This is a genomic window from Paraburkholderia sp. RL18-085-BIA-A, from assembly GCF_046027075.1.
In the GTDB taxonomy this organism is placed as follows: domain Bacteria; phylum Pseudomonadota; class Gammaproteobacteria; order Burkholderiales; family Burkholderiaceae; genus Paraburkholderia.
In genome coordinates this window covers 1-1,015 of record NZ_JARESU010000484.1, presented here as the reverse complement: position 1 = coordinate 1,015, position 1,015 = coordinate 1, and the positions used below count along the sequence as shown (strand labels likewise).

The 1,015-nt window shown below is 61.0% G+C and carries 1 protein-coding gene and 1 pseudogene; one reads left to right on the top strand and one right to left on the bottom strand.

What is annotated here, in order from left to right:
• Positions 1-86: 86 nt before the first annotated feature.
• Positions 87-224, top strand: a pseudogene (prpB, locus tag P0D89_RS54860) (methylisocitrate lyase); the annotation flags it as partial.
• On the opposite strand, the gene P0D89_RS54855 reads toward prpB, so the two are convergent.
• Positions 194-580, bottom strand: coding sequence for a hypothetical protein (locus P0D89_RS54855; RefSeq protein WP_494478581.1), 387 nt, complete (start codon positions 578-580; stop codon positions 194-196). The pseudogene prpB and the gene P0D89_RS54855 overlap by 31 nt on opposite strands.
• Between the last annotated feature and the right edge of the window lie 435 nt (positions 581-1,015).

Sequence of the window (1,015 nt, the reverse complement as noted above, 5' to 3'; positions counted from 1 at the left end):
GGGCGTGTGCCGCCGTGCTGCCGACGCGGGCAAGTCACGCGTGGTTTGACGCAGTGTCGCTCTATAGCCGAGTCCGAAGGTAGAGAAACTCCGCGGCGCTAATTTTCTACGAGACGGTAAAGGTCGAAGGCACGCAAGAGGCCGCCGTCGAAACAATGCAGACGCGCGCCGATCTGTACAAATATCCCGGCTATCACGCGTACGAGGTGAAGCTCGACGGCGTGGCCTTCCCCGCCGCCGAGGTCCAGCTCGAATTCATGGACGTCCGGCACGTTGCGGGTGGGCGCGCAAGCCACTCCGATTGACGGAGAGTGCGCGGTGAAAAAGGCATCATAAGCCGCAGCGCGCGCGTGCTGATGGAGGGATGGGTGTAGGGCCGGGAGATACGTTCTGACGTAGACCACACCACTCGGGTGCAGCGAAGCATCGCTGACCTCTGCCACCTCAGAGCCGTGGGTGCGACTTTAAGCCGCGCAGTATACGCTTGGAGCGCCGGATCTTCCGAGCCGTGCACGCCGAACAGGAATTGCACCGGACCTGGAAAATCCTGCTCGCAGAAGCTCGACAGGTTGCTGAGCAAGATCCATTCGTCGCCGTGCAAAGGCTTGACGATCGGACCGCCGGAAAGCCGGTGGGTTCCGAGGTGCTACGGGCAAAGAAACGTCCGATCAACGCGCCGCCTAGCACCGTATAAGCGATGGCTAGTGCGGCGGCCGTGCCACGCAGAAGCGGTAGTGCCATGAGGAAAAGATGCTCCCAGTGAAGAGCACCTTCAACGGCGATCAGTCCGCTTGTTAGCGGCAGACCGATCAGCCAGGCAACCCACGCCAAGGACTTCATCTCCCCAACACGCTTCGTGCGCGCAGGAAGCGGAAGAACTCTACGCCTTCACGCAGACGCCGCTTCATCACGTCTCAGCTCAACAGGATCCCACGCACAATTCCCAGATCTTCGACGGCCGGAAGCTCTCGAAGTGGTGATAGATCTCTTCACGCGACATAGCGGGATGCGCTGG